Annotated in this window: 16 protein-coding genes; 13 read left to right on the top strand and 3 right to left on the bottom strand. The window is 42.7% G+C overall.

The genetic code is table 11. The features are described from left to right. Positions 1-2 precede the first annotated feature (2 nt). The 4 genes from hflX (at position 3) to glnA (ending at position 4,580) form a co-directional block, all read left to right on the top strand. A complete protein-coding gene (gene hflX, locus MKX40_RS18120) occupies positions 3-1,289 on the top strand; it encodes a GTPase HflX (RefSeq protein WP_339234679.1) in 1,287 nt (428 codons plus the stop codon). 83 nt (positions 1,290-1,372) lie between these two features. Beyond that, the gene (locus tag MKX40_RS18115) at positions 1,373-2,626 is read left to right on the top strand and encodes a methionine gamma-lyase family protein (RefSeq protein ID WP_339234678.1); all 1,254 of its coding nucleotides are present in this window, start codon (positions 1,373-1,375) and stop codon (positions 2,624-2,626) included. Positions 2,627-2,708: 82 nt separating this feature from the next. Then, positions 2,709-3,122 carry a MerR family transcriptional regulator gene (locus tag MKX40_RS18110; protein ID WP_056689944.1) on the top strand — a complete coding sequence of 138 codons (414 nt, stop codon included), beginning with the start codon at positions 2,709-2,711 and terminating at the stop codon, positions 3,120-3,122. 129 nt (positions 3,123-3,251) lie between these two features. Further along, positions 3,252-4,580, top strand: coding sequence for a type I glutamate--ammonia ligase (gene glnA / locus MKX40_RS18105; protein ID WP_091029299.1), 1,329 nt, complete (start codon positions 3,252-3,254; stop codon positions 4,578-4,580). A gap of 111 nt (positions 4,581-4,691) precedes the next feature. Here the strand turns inward: glnA and MKX40_RS18100 are convergent, their stop codons facing one another. The 3 genes from MKX40_RS18100 to MKX40_RS18090 all read right to left on the bottom strand — a co-directional run bounded on the left by MKX40_RS18100 (position 4,692) and on the right by MKX40_RS18090 (position 6,780). Beyond that, positions 4,692-5,825 (bottom strand): site-specific integrase, encoded by a 1,134-nt coding sequence (locus MKX40_RS18100; protein ID WP_339234676.1) that lies wholly within the window; start codon positions 5,823-5,825, stop codon positions 4,692-4,694. 81 nt (positions 5,826-5,906) lie between these two features. Continuing rightward, positions 5,907-6,320 (bottom strand): ImmA/IrrE family metallo-endopeptidase, encoded by a 414-nt coding sequence (locus tag MKX40_RS18095; protein WP_062834994.1) that lies wholly within the window; start codon positions 6,318-6,320, stop codon positions 5,907-5,909. A 10-nt stretch (positions 6,321-6,330) separates the two neighbouring features. Continuing rightward, entirely contained in the window at positions 6,331-6,780 is a 450-nt protein-coding gene (locus MKX40_RS18090; protein ID WP_339234674.1) for a helix-turn-helix transcriptional regulator, read from the bottom strand. Between the two features lie 111 nt (positions 6,781-6,891). Here MKX40_RS18090 and MKX40_RS18085 point away from each other — a divergent pair, with 111 nt between their 5' ends. From MKX40_RS18085 to MKX40_RS18045, 9 genes are all read left to right on the top strand, one after another. Beyond that, positions 6,892-7,095: a helix-turn-helix transcriptional regulator gene (locus tag MKX40_RS18085; protein ID WP_062834992.1), complete on the top strand. Its 204-nt coding sequence runs from the start codon at positions 6,892-6,894 to the stop codon at positions 7,093-7,095. Between the two features lie 148 nt (positions 7,096-7,243). Then, complete coding sequence (locus tag MKX40_RS18080) at positions 7,244-7,522, top strand: group-specific protein (protein WP_339243125.1); 279 nt, start codon at positions 7,244-7,246, stop codon at positions 7,520-7,522. Continuing rightward, entirely contained in the window at positions 7,523-8,653 is a 1,131-nt protein-coding gene (locus tag MKX40_RS18075) for a ParB N-terminal domain-containing protein (protein ID WP_339234672.1), read from the top strand. Next, the gene (locus MKX40_RS18070; protein ID WP_339234670.1) at positions 8,631-9,062 is read left to right on the top strand and encodes an ORF6C domain-containing protein; all 432 of its coding nucleotides are present in this window, start codon (positions 8,631-8,633) and stop codon (positions 9,060-9,062) included. The genes MKX40_RS18075 and MKX40_RS18070 overlap by 23 nt, the downstream gene beginning before the upstream one ends. A gap of 602 nt (positions 9,063-9,664) precedes the next feature. Further along, a complete protein-coding gene (locus MKX40_RS18065; protein ID WP_339234668.1) occupies positions 9,665-10,690 on the top strand; it encodes a replication protein in 1,026 nt (341 codons plus the stop codon). 4 nt (positions 10,691-10,694) lie between these two features. Next, positions 10,695-11,651, top strand: coding sequence for a primosomal protein DnaI (gene dnaI / locus MKX40_RS18060; protein WP_339234666.1), 957 nt, complete (start codon positions 10,695-10,697; stop codon positions 11,649-11,651). Positions 11,652-11,779: 128 nt separating this feature from the next. After that, positions 11,780-12,910 carry a DNA polymerase III subunit beta gene (gene dnaN, locus MKX40_RS18055; RefSeq protein WP_339234663.1) on the top strand — a complete coding sequence of 377 codons (1,131 nt, stop codon included), beginning with the start codon at positions 11,780-11,782 and terminating at the stop codon, positions 12,908-12,910. Continuing rightward, positions 12,910-13,422: a DUF1064 domain-containing protein gene (locus tag MKX40_RS18050; RefSeq protein ID WP_339234660.1), complete on the top strand. Its 513-nt coding sequence runs from the start codon at positions 12,910-12,912 to the stop codon at positions 13,420-13,422. Before dnaN ends, MKX40_RS18050 begins: the two co-directional genes overlap by 1 nt. Continuing rightward, positions 13,382-13,666, top strand: a complete 285-nt coding sequence (locus MKX40_RS18045) for a hypothetical protein (protein WP_339234659.1) — start codon at positions 13,382-13,384, stop codon at positions 13,664-13,666. The genes MKX40_RS18050 and MKX40_RS18045 overlap by 41 nt, the downstream gene beginning before the upstream one ends. The last annotated feature ends 84 nt before the right edge of the window (positions 13,667-13,750 follow it).

Here is a 13,750-nt window from a genome sequence, read left to right as displayed (position 1 = left end):
ACATGACAAATGGCACGCATGATACAGATATGGTCAAAAAAGATCGCGCCGTCTTGGTGAGTCTTGTTACGGATGATGTAAAACGCACGGGTATCAATCCTGAGTACTCTTTAGAGGAATTGGTGAAGCTTGCCGAGACAGCTGGAGTGGAAGTGCTGAGTGTACTTTCTCAGAACAGAGAAAAACGGGATACCAAATGGTTCATTGGTAAAGGTAAGGTAGAAGAGCTTCGTGCAATTGCAGAGGAACTCGGAGCAACTACAGCTATTTTTGATCAGGAATTGTCAGGAGCACAGGTTCGCAATCTGGAAGAGACCCTGGATCTCAAAATTATTGATCGTACCCAATTGATTTTGGACATTTTTGCACAGCGTGCCAACACGAGAGAAGGTATCATTCAAGTGGAGTTGGCTCAACACAGCTACTTGTTGCCACGTTTGTCGGGTCATGGCAAGAATCTGTCCAGACTCGGTGGAGGCATCGGAACAAGAGGGCCGGGGGAAAGCAAGCTGGAGACAGACCGTCGTCACATCCGTGGCCGCATTGACGATCTGAAGCGTCATCTGGAAGAATTGACACGTCATCGCAAGTTGCACCGTGAACGCCGGAAGAAGACAGGTATTGTTCAAGTGGCCCTTGTTGGTTATACCAACGCTGGTAAATCAACCTTGCTCAAGCAGTTGACTGCGGCAGATGTGTATATTCAAGATCAGCTATTTGCTACTCTGGACCCAACTTCACGCACGATGGAACTTCCAAGTGGTAAAGAAATCGTACTTACCGACACCGTTGGATTTATTCAAAATCTCCCGCATGATCTGATTGCGGCTTTCCGGGCAACACTGGAAGAAGTGAATGAAGCAGATCTCATCCTGCATGTTGTGGATGCCTCATCAGCTATGCGTGAAGATCAGATGAGAACGGTTAACACGATTCTGCAAGAACTTGGTGCAGGGGATAAGCCGCAGTTAGTCCTGTATAACAAAAAAGATGCGTGCACACCAGAGCAGCTTGAGATGCTTCCACTGGATAAAGATCATATTAAAGTAAGCGCATTAGATTCAGAGGATCTGCTTAAAATCCGTGAATTGATTCAGAACGAACTGACAGGTGACACGAAACGCTTCCGTATTCCGGCAGAACGTGGGGATCTTACGTCGGTACTCTACAAAATTGGTGATGTAGTGGATACCAGCTTTGAAGAGAATGATGTTATTTATGAAGTGGAATTACAAAAAGGTGAATATGAGAAATTTGGTTATATGCTCGAAAATTTTATTGAATCGTAATAATCATGACATATTGATGTGATAAGTTACATGATAATGACTATTCAACGTCAGATTCGTGCTATGAAGGGGAATGAAGTAAGATGGTAAGCTTTGATTCAGAAATATCTGAACTTCAGCAACAAGTGGAGCGTCAGATTGAAGGACAACTTCAACAGATTGATCGGATCACAGATCACAATCAATGGAAAGTGATTAATGCTTTCCAACAGCGAAAAGTAAGTGATTTTCATTTTGCAGGTTCAACAGGTTATGCGTATAACGACCGTGGGCGTGAAGTACTTGATGAAGTATATGCTGATGTGTTCGGCGCGGAAGCCGCGTTGGTACGTCCTCATTTTGCTTCAGGTACACATACGATTAGTACAGCTCTCTTTGGCGTATTGCGCCCAGGTGACGAATTATTGTACATCACGGGTAAGCCTTATGACACATTGCATAAAGTGATTGGCAAACCCGGTGATGGTACAGGTTCGTTACGCGATTTTGGTATCGGCTACCGTGAGACGGCTTTAACTGCTGAAGGTGGCGTGGACTGGGCAGCAGTTGAGAAAAGCATTACGCCGGCTACAAAAGTCATTGGGATTCAACGTTCACGTGGTTATGATTGGCGCTCATCCTTCTGTGTTGCTGAGATTGCCGAGATGGTTACACGTGTTAAAGGGCTTAAGGAGGATGTCATCGTATTCGTGGATAATTGTTACGGTGAATTCACGGAGGAACGTGAACCGACAGAAGTCGGAGTTGATCTGATGGCCGGATCACTTATTAAGAATCCTGGTGGAGGTATCGCAGAAACCGGAGGATACATATGTGGGAAGGAACAATACGTACAGTTGGCAGCTTATCGCCTGACAGCCCCGGGAATTGGGGGAGAGGTTGGAGCAATGCTGGGAACAACACGTGGCATCTACCAAGGACTTTACATGGCACCGACAATCGTAGGACAAGCTATTAAAGGTAGTACGTTTGCTGCTGCGATGTTTGCTGAATCGGGATTTGTAACCAAGCCCGCTTGGAATGAAGCTCGTACGGATCTGATTCAGGCTGTTCAGTTCAGTTCTGCTGAGCATTTAATTGCCTTTGTGCAGGGAATTCAGCGTGCAGCAGCTGTAGATAGTCATGTGGTTCCTGAACCGTGGGATATGCCTGGTTATGAACATCCTGTCATTATGGCGGCAGGTACGTTCATTCAGGGCGGAAGTCTGGAATTATCAGCCGACGCGCCTATTCGGGAGCCGTATATTGGGTATATGCAGGGCGGATTAACGTACTCTCATGTCAAATATGGCGTTTTGATGGCATTACAGACCATGAAAGATCGTAAATTATTGTGAGTTTATCTAACACGTCATTGACACTTGGTAACAACTAAATGTACAATAGGGTGAAGAATAGATGACTGGAAGGTTGATGAACATGGGTGATGAAATTCGCAGAAATATGGCCTTATTCCCAATTGGTATTGTAATGAAACTTACGGATCTGTCTGCACGTCAGATTCGTTATTATGAGCAGCACAGCTTGATCGTTCCTGCGAGAACGTCAGGTAATCAGCGGTTATTCTCTTTTAATGACGTAGAGAGATTGCTAGAGATCAAGGCTTTGATTGAAAAAGGAGTTAACATCGCAGGGATCAAACAAGTGATGAATCCTGTTTCGAAAGAATCCGAGGAAGCTACAGTTATCACGCCAGATACAGAAGTTAAACGCAGAGAACTGTCCGATACGCAGTTGCATCGCTTGCTGAAGCAGCAGCTTGTGTCAGGTAAGAGACCTGGACAAGTATCTCTCATTCAGGGAGAGCTTTCCCGATTCTTTAATAAAAAGTAAGTTCGCATAACTTGGCGAGTGAGAGGAAATCATGCACTTATGGTGTAAGAATCCTTGACCCGTGGAACTTTCTAATGTACAAATATAACAGGCAAGCCAAATACGCAGATAAGAAAGGGAGAGGTTATAGTGAGCTATACAAAAGAAGACATTCTCCGCATTTCGAAAGAAGAAAACGTACGATTCATTCGATTGCAATTTACCGATTTGCTTGGAGCTATCAAAAACGTTGAGATTCCTGTGAGCCAGTTGACTAAGGCTCTGGATAACAAAATGATGTTCGATGGATCTTCCATTGAAGGTTATGTACGTATTGAAGAGTCCGACATGTACCTCTATCCAGATCTAGATTCTTGGCTTATTTTCCCATGGGTAGCAGAAAACCGTGTTGCACGCCTGATCTGTGACGTATACCTTCCAGATGGTAACCCGTTCCCAGGAGACCCACGTGGTATCTTGAAACGAAACCTGAAGGAAGCCCAAGATATGGGATTCACTTCTTTCAACGTCGGTCCTGAACCTGAGTTCTTCTTGTTCAAAACAGACGAAAAAGGAAACCCGACCAACGAGCTGAATGACCAAGGTGGATATTTCGACTTAGCACCTACGGATCTTGGTGAAAACTGTCGCCGTGACATCGTTATCACCCTTGAAGAAATGGGCTTTGAGATCGAAGCTTCCCACCATGAGGTAGCTCCAGGTCAGCATGAGATCGACTTCAAATATGCTGATGCGCTGAAAGCGGCTGACCAGATCCAAACGTTCAAACTCGTTGTTAAAACGATTGCACGTCAGCATGGTTTACATGCTACATTCATGCCTAAACCGCTGTTTGGTATGAACGGATCCGGTATGCACTGCAACCAATCTTTGTTCAAAGGCAATGAGAACGCATTCGTTGACGAGTCGGACGAGCTTGGTTTGAGCAAAACTGCACGTCACTTCATGGCTGGAACTCTGAAGCATGCACGTGCGTTTGCAGCAATTACTAACCCAACTGTGAACTCATACAAACGTCTTGTACCAGGCTATGAAGCTCCTTGTTATGTAGCATGGTCTGCGAGTAACCGTAGCCCAATGATTCGTATTCCAGCTTCCCGTGGTTTGAGCACACGTGTTGAGGTTCGTAACCCGGATCCGGCTGCTAACCCTTACCTGGCTTTGGCTGTTTTGTTGAAAGCAGGTCTGGACGGAATCAAACGTGAGCTTTCCTTACCAGCTCCAATTGACCGTAACATCTACATCATGTCAGAAGAAGAGCGTGTGGAAGAAGGCATTCCAAGCTTGCCAGCTGACCTGAAAGAAGCACTGAATGAATTGATCCGCAGCGAAGTTATCTGTGATGCTCTCGGCGACCACGCCTTGGCTCACTTCTATGAGCTGAAAGAAATTGAGTGGGATATGTATAGAACACAAGTCCACCAATGGGAACGCGATCAATATATTACTTTGTACTAATAGCCGAATCCCTTGGCGCTCTAGCGCTGAGGGGTTTTTCTTTTTGTGGGCAAGTCCCTGTATATTTAAAGAAAAACCAAAGTGCCCACAAAATGCCCACAAAATATTTTTCTATTCGAAAATTTCTTCAGTGAATTTCTCAAATCTATCTATATTGCTTTTCTGTATCTTGCCTGAGATGTGGGCATATACATCTGATGTGATCTGAATACTTCCGTGACCTAATTGTTCTTGAACGAATTTCATATCTGCTCCGGACTCAAGTAAAAGAACCGCGCAGGTATGTCGGAGAGAGTGAATGGGAAGGGATGGGAGATCACAACGTTGTAAGATGCGGGAGAAGGCATTGAACAATGATGATTTAGGCATGAAGTTTCCATCTTCCCTACATAGAACCAGATCAAGGTCATGGTGGTATCTATCCCCAAGTATCCCTTTGTTATGTTCCTGCCACTCTCTGTGAAATTTAATGTCATTTACTAGATTTGTAGTAATTTTTATTTTTCTTTCTGATTTATCTGTCTTAGTGTCACCGAATAATTCTTCTTTGTTTTTCGCTGTAAAATCTAGAGTTTCATCAATTGTAATGAAATGATTATCCAAATCAATATCAATCCATTTTAGAGCTGCTGCTTCGCCTTTTCGCATACCAGTTTCAATTAACACTCGGAAAAATATCCAGTATACATAACCATAATGACGAGAGTTTTGCATAAACAATGGTATATCATCGGAATCAATAAAGTGGACTTCCTTCTTTTTGCGCTTAATTTTTATTTCGACACCTAGACATGGATTTTTTTCTAATTTTCCGATTATAACAGCTTTTTGTAAGGCATTATGCATTGTGGAATGAATTAATTCAACCGTACGTCGGCTATATCCTTTCTCACTAATATGGTTTATAAAATTTTGGTACATAATTGGCTTCACATCTCGTATAAGCATGTTTTTAAAAAAAGGGATAATATGATTTTTAATGTTGTTCTGATGAAGTAATAATGTATTCTTACGAACACTTCCTTTCTTATATTCATTGATCCAAAAATCTAGATAATCTTGAAGCGATAAATCAGATTGTTCATAGCCAGCAGCAAGCTTTCTTTCAAATTCTCTAACTGCCAACTGCGCTTCTTTTTTTGAATCGAATCCTCTTTGTGCCTTCTCTCGAAATTTCTGTGTGAAAGGGTCCTTGTACCTTAGTCTATACTCCCATCCAGTCCCATGTTTTTTATAGCTAGCCAAACAAAAACCTCCCATAAAGAACGTATGTTCTATTTTTATATATGTGAAGCCGCCATGCAGCGGCGTAAGCGCAAGTTACGTTTATAGTTCATATAGATGGTGTAATTCCTGAGGGATACCACAACTAATTAGATAATGTTCCATGGATTCACATTGTTCCGATGGTTTGCCATAGGTAAGAAGTTTCAATGCAAAAGTATTTGCTTGACGTTCAAATTTGCCAATGTTAAAGAAGGTATGTTTATCCATCCAAAACTGACTTATACCTGGATGCATGCAGTCGTGGGCTAGTTCATGTGCACATACGACCCTCTGCCATTCCTCAGTCAAGCCGTTGTCTATCACAATGAATCTACGCCTGAGTTTTCGGTAGTATAGACCCCGCGTTCCCTCATCGAAACTAACAAACCTAACCAATATGTTCCTTGCCTGTGCAATTGCAAAAGGGTCGGTTGTTTTATATTTACGAACAAGCTTGTGAATGATATCATCCAATCCATTTCACCTACTCTTTGGAGTCTTGGTCGTTTGGTTTCTTGCTATTTCGTTTCTTGCCATATGTTTCTTTGTTTAATTCCTTTGCTTCCCAGAATAGACCAGACAATATGTCCAACACACGTTGACGCTTTTCACCTTCAATTGGAACCCCATCAAAGAGGACAGGTTGATCATTCTCAAGCATCTTTCTGAAATCTGCAATATCCTTATTCGTTGCCCAGTCAGGTACATCAGCATTGTCAGTGATGGTTTCTTTTTGATCGCTGTTTCCAAGTAAATAATTCGGAGTTGTTTTTAAGATGGTGGCTATTTTTTCTAGGTCTGTACTTGAAGGGATAACCCTATCGTTTTCTATATGACCAAAGTTGGATCTACCCATACCTAGGTGTTCTGCTATTATTATTTGAGTTAAACCTATTTCTTTTCTGCGGTTACGAATACGCTCGCCTAAAGACATTCTCTAGCCTCCAAAACAATTTTTTAATAAAGGGTATTTTAAATACTTGACGGTATTTAAAATACCCTTTATAATCAGGATACAAGTTATATAAAAGGGGGTGAAGAAACATTGCCAGAGAAGCTGATTGAAAAACGCGGTAATCTTAGAAACAAGCGACTTCAACAAGGGCTGACCCAATCTATGCTAGGCAATGCAGTTGGCGTTTCCACTGAACATATCAAGAGCTTAGAATACGGTCGAGTCAATCCAAGTTTTAAATTAATGCTAAAAATTTGTGAAGTTCTAAAAGGAAAACCAGACGAATTATTTTAGTTCAGTAGGTAGTCAGAATACCTATATGAAGTATACTTTTGTTAATGGGTATTGTCAATACCCATTGTTTGAGGATTGCATTTTTTTATATCCACAAGGGTATTTTAAATACCTTCGATTATGATCCGGAGGTGACGATTTGGAAAAAATGATGACTATTAACATTAATGAAACAGAGGTATTGAAGCTTGCCCGAGAGCATATTGCCGAATTAGTTAAAGAAGTGGATTCGGAATACGTATACTGGGATTCGGAGGAATTAATGAAGAGAACCTGTATGAGTTGGAACACCATACAGAATAATTTTTTCTTTGATCCACGATTTATAAAAGCGAAGCTTGGTGGAAAGTGGTATTTTCCCGTTCAAGAAACCAGAGAGTTTCTAAGGCAATGGCTTTTTGAACATTTGAAGAAAGGAGAAATGTAATTGTTAATTAAGATAAACGAAATCAAGGTTGCAGATAGAATTCGTAAAGACTTTGGCGGCATTGAAGAGTTGGCACTGGACATTGATCAAAACGGACTTATCAATCCTATAGTAGTAACACCAGATTATCAGTTAATTGCAGGGGAACGCCGCTTGCGTGCTCATCAATACCTGGGCCGTAAAGAGGTTGTGGTCCGAGTGATGGAAATCAGTGACTTTGAACATCAGCTTCGGCTTGAAATATCTGAGAACGAGCACCGGAAAGAATTTACCTTCTCCGAAAGAGTTGAATGGGCTAAACGGCTGGAAGAAGTCGAACGGATAAAGGTCAAGGAACGGATGGCAGGAGGAAAGGAAAATGTTCCTGAGCAGCCTGCCGGACAGGTTCGCGATATTGTAGCTGATCAAGCAGGCTTTGGATCAGGCAGAACCTACGACAAAGCCAAGTACATTATGGAAAATGCTACTCCAGAAATCATTCAGCAGCTTGACAAAGGCATCATATCTACTCATAAAGCATTTACGGAAACGAAGGAACGCCTTGAAGCTGCTGAGAAACGCGCCGAGCAAGCTGAACAAGAAAAATTAGACATCGAGAAGCGCTACAAGGATGCAATCCCAGCAGACCAGTTGGATGAAGCAGTAGCGGCAGCGGTTGAGCGCAGGGACGAAGAAACTGGAGTCTTACTAGAACAGAAAGACCAGGAGACAGCGCGGCAGCTTAAAGAGCTTGACCAATATTGGAAAGCCAAGCTTCAGGATGATGTCGAAATGGAGCGCTTAAAGGTTGAAGAATTGAAAGCTGGTTATCAACGGACGAAAGAAGAGTTGGAGACTATGCAGCTTCAACAGCCTGATAACTTCGATGAACAACATGCTGCTGCTCAAATGAAGAAACTTCGTTTCGAAGCTGATAGAAATACCATTCAGATCAGCATCCATATAAATCAGTTTCTTCAGAAAGTCGGTATCACATCGTTTATGCTTGGAGCCGTCTCCGGTGCTAGTGCCGGTGAGAAAAAACGGTTTTCAGAAGGTCTTGACATGCTCCAATCTTTCATTGACCAGATGCGTCCGGCAATTAATTCAAGAAAGGTGGTAAATCCAAATGACAACATTGATGAATACTAATCAGCCTGACTTCTTGTCGGTTGTTGAAAGACAGATGCAGTTAACTGAAGCTCAAGGTATGGCAATTCGTGGTTTGGTGGATGGCATCAGACAGATGCAGGAGGACGTAGCAGAAAAGGTTGGTGAGGTTCAAATGATGGTTCAGGAGGTCCGGGACAGCGTAACGCTGACGGATGCGGAGTGCTACCAACTCCAGTCTCTTGTTCGCAAGAAGTCGAATTCATTAACGAAGGACCGATACAAGGAGTCAGATGAGAAGTTTAAGGACATGGTTGGTCGTTATCGGCGGATGATCTGGAGTAAGTTGAAAGAACGATTTGAAGTCGCGAAATACAGCCATGTGCGGCGTATCGACTTTGATGATGCAGTTGATTTCATTAAGGAATTTCGTCCGGAAGACTACATCTAATCTGATAGGAGTTGAAACCATGGGATACAAATTTATGACTCTGGATGATTTAGCACGTATCTGGTCACACAAGCCATTGCAACATGAAATTATTCAAAGAAACATTGCTAAAAAGAAATGAAAATCCATGCTCAGCTGCTGTTGCAAACTAGAGTGTTGCGAAGACAGATCAGGGATTTGTGTGATGATGCGATCGATGCGCTTTCAATGGAACTTAATATTAGACTCATCAAAAAGAAAATAAAAGTGCTTCGTAACGATCTTGAAAAATTGGAACGGTCAATTGATAAGAACGCAGATTATGAAGGTCTGATCTGGAAAGAGCCATCAGGCTATAAGGTTGAAGGGACAGTGATCGGATTGTGTAAACACTGTGATAGAGAAGTGTTCTCAGGCCAGAAGTATCCTGATCCAAAAGAAGAAGGACTCTTTTGTAACTACTATTGCAGAAGAGTCTACCGCAACAACAGTATCAAATGAGTCCGTAGGTTAATCGTGCTACCAACACGATCAATTATTCAAACAATTGAGAAAATTATATCATGTTGTTTTGTTTTTGCAAATATAACAGCGTGTCATTCGAAGTTTCCGGGGTGAGGTGAGTGGCAAGTCCCCAGTTAAAGAATGGATTCATCGGGATTGCTAATGAAATATGGGATGAGATAATCAGCCGGAAATTTACTGAAAGGCAACAAAAGATTCTCAAGCTGATTCTAAGACTGTCTTATGGCTGCCAGAAGAAGGAGGCGGTTATCCCCCTCTTGAAGCATTTCGAACTATGTGGAGTACGCATACAGGACGCTAAAAAAGAGATCACTTACTTAGGACAATGTAAGGTGATTTATTGGGATGGCAAACAGGTCTATTCTCTCAACAAAAACTATGATGAATGGCGTGTCAGTCTTGTGAAAGAGTGGGATCGTGAAAAATTTTCAGAACTTATCTCTTTAAATATAGGCAGTAAAAAAGTTACGAAAAGTGTAACTCCAGAAAGTGAAGAACAAGATGGAAGTTACGAAAAGTGTAACTCCGAAGTTACAAAAAGTGTAACTGATGAGTTACGAAAAGTGGAACTCGAAGAGAGTCGAATCCCTTGCGGGAGTAAGGCTGAAGGCACCTCTAAAGACATGTTTAAAGACAGTATTAAAGTTGGTTGTTGTTTAACTGATCCCGAATCGGTATTTGAACCGTACAAGGGAAACCCGGATTCTGTTCCTAATCCCGAAGCAGATACTGACTCTGATCGGGAGGTTTCCCAAACCGAATATCGTAATCAAGTGGCAGCTCGTTATCTCCAGAGAAGAGGTAAGGGACTGGAGATAACCTTAAACGATGAAGATGCGGTTAAACAGTTCATAGCTGAGAGGATTCCGCTCCAAACAGTTATCGATGGTATTGACCAATCGTTTGACAATTTTAAACCCAAGAACAAATGGGATCAGATACGAAACCTGAGTTACTGTGCAACGGTTGTATATTCGTTGCATGCCAAACGTGAAAAATCAGACACAGCCGAAAATCAAATAGCAACTTCCATACCAGATGCGCCGATTGAAACGGTATCAAACGTGACCGCAGATGATTTAAAAGAGTTGCTTGCCAATCTAAGGTCAAAGCAAGGAGTGTGAGTGTATGGGCAGCTTTCAAGAAGAGTTAAGGGCGCTGATGCCTCCTGATTTTGCAGAAAGACGACAGGCAGCTATCCAGAAGATTGATACGCACCCTGAGATTCAGCGACTCAGACAGGCTTATCCTGATCGTTCAGGCGACCTGACAAGCCCAAGAAGATACAGGGATGTGTCAGAGCATCTTGCTCAATGTGATGCATGCGCGGCGTGTCCTGGTTTAAGAGACTGCCAGAACGTCCAGAAGGGTCACAGGAGCGTTGAAGAACCTAACACAAATAAACAGGACGAGTTGGTGTTTAGGCTCAGGAAATGCAATTCATTAAAGGCCTACGAGAGACAGCAGGGGATCGGTCAGAGAATCAAAAGCCATTTTATACCCGCTCACATTTTGGACGCGACCTTTGATGAAATCGAACCTGATCCGCAACGATTAGCCGCCATTACGGCGGCGGTAAAATTCTGTAGCACATTTGTTCCAGGGCAAACGACAGAAGGGTTGTACTTTTACGGCCCGATGGGTGTAGGTAAAAGCCTGATCGCTGGAGCGATTGCTCAAGAAATTGCCAAATGTGACATAGATGTTCTCATGGTTTATGTCCCGGATTTTCTACTTGAGGTCAAGGATGCTATTGGTTCCAAGACAGAGACGGTAGAGAACAAACTCGACTCTCTCAGGACTGCTTCTGTACTGATACTTGATGATATTGGAGCTGAGACATTAACCATTTGGACAAGGGATGAAGTAATAGGTCCTATACTCCAGCGACGCATGGAGCGGCTTCCGACAATCTACACATCCAATTTGACTATCAAAGAATTGAGACACCACTTGGCTAATGTAAAGGATGCCAAAGAGATGGATAGAAAGCAGCATGAGAAGAAGGCGGAGCGGATTATTGAACGGATTGAGCCTTTTGTAAAAATACTGCCAGTGGGCGGAAGAAATAGACGGAGGGGATAGTAGTATGTGCAAAACTTGTGGTGGTGCAACGGTAAAATATCAATTTGTTGGTGCAATGATGATGCTCGGCCCTTGCCCGGAGTGCAATCCCATCGCTAAGAAAAAACCTCAGGAGGGAAATCGTCCTTATGAAAATAGTCGTTGATAGCGAACTACTTGCAGAAGCCTTGGAAGATGCAAGTAAGGCCATTGCAAGCAAGAACATCATGCCAATCCTAGACTGCTTTTTGATCGAAGCTGGAGCGGATGGGGTAAAGGTCACCGGAACGGATACAAGAACAACGATACAGTCTTATATTTTCAGTGAACATGTTCAAGTTGAATCGCCTGGTCAGATTGCACTCCCTAAGCTATCGCTGGAAGTGATCAAGAAATTGAATGGCGATGTGAGCATTGAGAAGCAGGGAAACAACGTGATTATCATTTCTCGGAAGAAAGAAATAGATATGGGTGTCTTCGATACAGAAGAGTTTCCGAGAGTACCTGACATTGATGATAGCGAGTTGTTTGAAACTACTGGCAAAGAACTTAAACGGCTTTTCAGAAAAGCGACCTATGCTGCTGATCCAACCGGCAAGAATGCGGCAATCCTAGCTGGAGCACATGTTTACATTAATGACGGAGTATTTGGCATTGAAGCGACAGACCGGCACAGACTTGCAAAAACGGAGCAGCGCACAGAAGTAGGCAACTTGGGTGGAGCTGTCATTGAGGCTAAGGCATTGGGTGAGTTGCAAAAGATTATCTTGGATAAAGACAATCTTGAATTTGGATTTTCGAAATCATTCACCGGAGAAGTGGTGCACGTATTCGCGAGAACAGACCGTTTCACCTTTTACTCCCGAGTATTGGAGGGGGCGTTCCCGGATGTGAGCCGGATGTCGATTGTGCCAGATGGTGTTACCGAGGTGATCGTAGATAAAGGAGAGATATTGAGTTGTCTTGACCTCGTATACACACTTGCCAAGGAAGAAAAACATAACCAGATCGTCATCAGCATCACAGAGAATGAAGTGAGTATTCGCGGTAAAGGAAGAGAATCTGGAAAGGCAAATGAGAGTATAGTTCCAGTTTCGTTTAAAGGCGAAAATTTTGCTGTTGCCCTGAATTCCAAGTACTTCATAGATGCTATCAAAGCATTAGAAGGAGAGAAGGTGACACTGGTTTTCCCGGGCAAGTTGAAGCCAATTTATATCCTGGATGAAAGTGACGAGAAATCACTCCATATGGTACTCCCTTATAGGACGGAAGAAGTGTAATGAACAAATACAATGCAACCAAAGTGATTGTTACTGAAGACGGAACTTTGTTCACGGAATGGATCGTTAAAAAACATAGTCTTGATGTAACCGGTAAACGATTCGACAGCGTTGCGGAGGGGGAGTACTATCAGCTGCTTCTCCAGCAACGGAAGTATGGGGAGATCAAAGACTTTGAATGTCATCCTAAGTTTATTCTACAAGAGAAGCCAAAGATCACTTACATTGCTGATTTTTTGGTAACTGAGTTGGATGATAGGCAGCGGGTGGTAGATATAAAAGGAGTGGAGACCTCCACATTCCGAGTCAAACTGAGACTATTCCAAGCTAAATATCCGACTTTACCAATAGATATACTTGTTAAAAAGCGCGGAGAATTCATTCCTCTCGCACAATACAAGAAGGAAAAATCAGCGCGTAAACGAGTGGCGAATGCACTTAAAAAACGAGCAGATGAAGGGAGAAAGCAAAATGAAAATCAAACATACCGTAATCAAAAACGAGGACGTTAATAAGCACCTTGACCAACAAGAGAAAGAGGACTTGCTGCGCTTGTTTCACAAAATTCAGTATGGTCGAGTTGCGGAGGGGAAGGTTGGGTTCAACATGTACCTGGTCGTAAATACTGACGAAACTTACGCTGAAGACGTTGTACGCATCTTACAAGAAAACGGTCATTGGGAACCAACATACGATCCAAATCAAGTTGAGTTTAGGCAAGAGGGAGATACGATGGAGCTTCCAGTGGAGGCATGAGGGGACAAAGCCCTGAACCCAAGGGTAAAGGAAATATTTCCTTACCTATCTACGAAACATTCTATTTGGACTAAATAGTCAATA

It is taken from the genome of Paenibacillus sp. FSL R5-0517 (assembly GCF_037974355.1).
GTDB lineage: Bacteria > Bacillota > Bacilli > Paenibacillales > Paenibacillaceae > Paenibacillus.
The sequence above is the reverse complement of the archived record's forward strand: the minus strand, read 5'-3'. Positions and strand labels throughout refer to the sequence as shown.

Coding starts and splice junctions, on each gene's coding strand:
- dnaI (WP_339234666.1), top strand. CDS start 10,695: ATGGGCAGCTTTCAAGAAGAGTTAAGGGCGCTGATGCCTCCTGATTTT.
- MKX40_RS18070 (WP_339234670.1), top strand. CDS start 8,631: ATGACAACATTGATGAATACTAATCAGCCTGACTTCTTGTCGGTTGTT.
- MKX40_RS18110 (WP_056689944.1), top strand. CDS start 2,709: ATGGGTGATGAAATTCGCAGAAATATGGCCTTATTCCCAATTGGTATT.
- dnaN (WP_339234663.1), top strand. CDS start 11,780: ATGAAAATAGTCGTTGATAGCGAACTACTTGCAGAAGCCTTGGAAGAT.
- MKX40_RS18045 (WP_339234659.1), top strand. CDS start 13,382: ATGAAAATCAAACATACCGTAATCAAAAACGAGGACGTTAATAAGCAC.
- hflX (WP_339234679.1), top strand. CDS start 3: ATGACAAATGGCACGCATGATACAGATATGGTCAAAAAAGATCGCGCC.
- MKX40_RS18050 (WP_339234660.1), top strand. CDS start 12,910: ATGAACAAATACAATGCAACCAAAGTGATTGTTACTGAAGACGGAACT.
- MKX40_RS18115 (WP_339234678.1), top strand. CDS start 1,373: ATGGTAAGCTTTGATTCAGAAATATCTGAACTTCAGCAACAAGTGGAG.
- MKX40_RS18080 (WP_339243125.1), top strand. CDS start 7,244: ATGATGACTATTAACATTAATGAAACAGAGGTATTGAAGCTTGCCCGA.
- MKX40_RS18090 (WP_339234674.1), bottom strand. CDS start 6,780: ATGTCTTTAGGCGAGCGTATTCGTAACCGCAGAAAAGAAATAGGTTTA.